Origin of the sequence: Kutzneria sp. 744, from assembly GCF_000568255.1 — a bacterium.
Taxonomy (GTDB): domain Bacteria; phylum Actinomycetota; class Actinomycetes; order Mycobacteriales; family Pseudonocardiaceae; genus Kutzneria.
Window position 1 is genome coordinate 6,790,087 of sequence record NZ_KK037166.1, and the last position, 1,687, is coordinate 6,791,773.

Genomic DNA, 1,687 nt, shown 5'->3' on the forward strand with positions numbered 1-1,687 from the left:
GACGCTGCCCGGCCGTGTCGGCGACCCGGCCGCCCTCCTTGAACACCTTGCCGGTGACCTCGACGCCACGGCCCATCGCCTTGGCCACGACGGAGCCGATGCCGGAGCGGTCGTTGCCGGCGTGCTGCACCAGGTTCTGACCGGCGGTGTCCAGCTTCTCGCCGGCGGCGGCCACGGTCTGTCCGAACTTCGACAGGTTGCTGCCCGAACGGCGTAGATGATCAGGATCCGTATGGATCTTGCTCAAGGCGTGGCCTCCCTGTCCCGGTTGCCTCTATGACGCCACCTGACCGACCATGGTTCCCGGTCACGGTGTGTCACCATGTGCCGACAGTTGGTCCGAGCGGGTCAACGATTCGGTTACACGGACCGTGACCGGTGTCGTGGGCCCGGAACCGAGAGGTACCGTTTCGCCCTCGGCGGGACCGACACCGACAACGGGGTCGGGGCATCGCAGCTCGTCGAAGCAGGGAGAGGACGACAAACCGTGCGTCGAATGCGTGGAGTAGCGGTAGCGGCGATCGCGCTGACCAGCGTGGTGTCGTTGGCCGCGTGTGCCAAGGACACCACGTCCAACGGGGGCGGTGGCAGCAACGGCGGGTCGTCATCGGCCAGCGGCTGCAAGCTGGCCACGCCGCCCAACGCCACGGCGGCGGGCACGAGCACCACCGGCAGTTCGACCAAGGTCGACGGCAGCGCGCTCAAGGTCGGCCTGGCCTACGACATCGGCGGCCGTGGCGACGCGTCGTTCAACGACGCGGCGGCGGCGGGCCTGGACCTGGCCAAGTCGCAGCTGGGCATCAAGGCCGACAACATCAAGGAGACCACCGCCGCGCCGAACGAGTCGGACGCGGCGAAGGAGACGCGCCTGCGCCAGCTGGCCCAGGAGGGCTACAACCCGATCGTCACGGTCGGGTTCGCCTACGCCCCGGCGCTGCAGAACGTCGCCAAGGACTTCCCGAACACCAAGTTCGCCATCGTCGACTCCACGGTGGAGAACTCGCCCAACGTCACCCCGCTGACCTTCACCGAGGAGCAGGGCTCCTTCCTGGTCGGCGTGATCGCGGCCTACAAGTCCAAGTCCTGCCACGTGGGCTTCGTCGGCGGCGTGAACGTGCCGCTGATCCAGAAGTTCCAGGCCGGCTTCGACGCGGGCGCCAAGGCGGCCGCGCCGGACATCAAGATCGAGGACAAGTACATCACCCCGGCCGGTGACTTCACCGGCTTCCAGGCCCCGGACAAGGGCCGCCTGGTCGCGCAGGGCGAGCTGAGCGCCGGCGCCGACGTGATCTACCAGGCCGCCGGCAACTCCGGCAAGGGCATCTTCGACGCGGTCAAGGCCAAGGGCGGCGCCTCCGCCATCGGCGTCGACTCCGACCAGTACAAGCAGGCCGGCGTGGCCGACGACAAGGACGTCATCATCTCCTCGATGATGAAGCGCGTCGACACCGCGGTGTACGACTTCCTGCGCGGCGTCGCGTCCAACGACCTGACCGCCATCCCGAAGGTCTTCGACCTCTCGGTCGGCGGCGTGGACTACGCCACCTCCGGCGGCAAGGTGGACGACATCAAGGCCACCGTCGACGCCTACAAGGCGCAGATCATCTCCGGCGCGATCAAGGTCCCCTCGACGCTGCCCGGCAGCTGACACCAGCGGCAAGCACCCCTACCGCGGGCCCGCCAGGAT

The 1,687-nt window shown here is 68.4% G+C and carries 2 protein-coding genes; one reads left to right on the top strand and one right to left on the bottom strand.

Annotation, left to right across the window (positions count from 1 at the left end; translation table 11 throughout):
* A partial coding sequence (locus tag KUTG_RS61860) for a hypothetical protein (RefSeq protein WP_043721780.1) occupies positions 1-247 on the bottom strand: 247 nt, incomplete at its 3' end.
* A 249-nt stretch (positions 248-496) separates the two neighbouring features.
* Between KUTG_RS61860 and KUTG_RS31040 the strand changes: the two genes are divergently transcribed.
* Positions 497-1,648: a BMP family lipoprotein gene (locus KUTG_RS31040; RefSeq protein WP_043721783.1), complete on the top strand. Its 1,152-nt coding sequence runs from the start codon at positions 497-499 to the stop codon at positions 1,646-1,648.
* Positions 1,649-1,687 lie beyond the last annotated feature (39 nt).

Coding starts and splice junctions, on each gene's coding strand:
- KUTG_RS31040 (WP_043721783.1), top strand. CDS start 497: ATGCGTGGAGTAGCGGTAGCGGCGATCGCGCTGACCAGCGTGGTGTCG.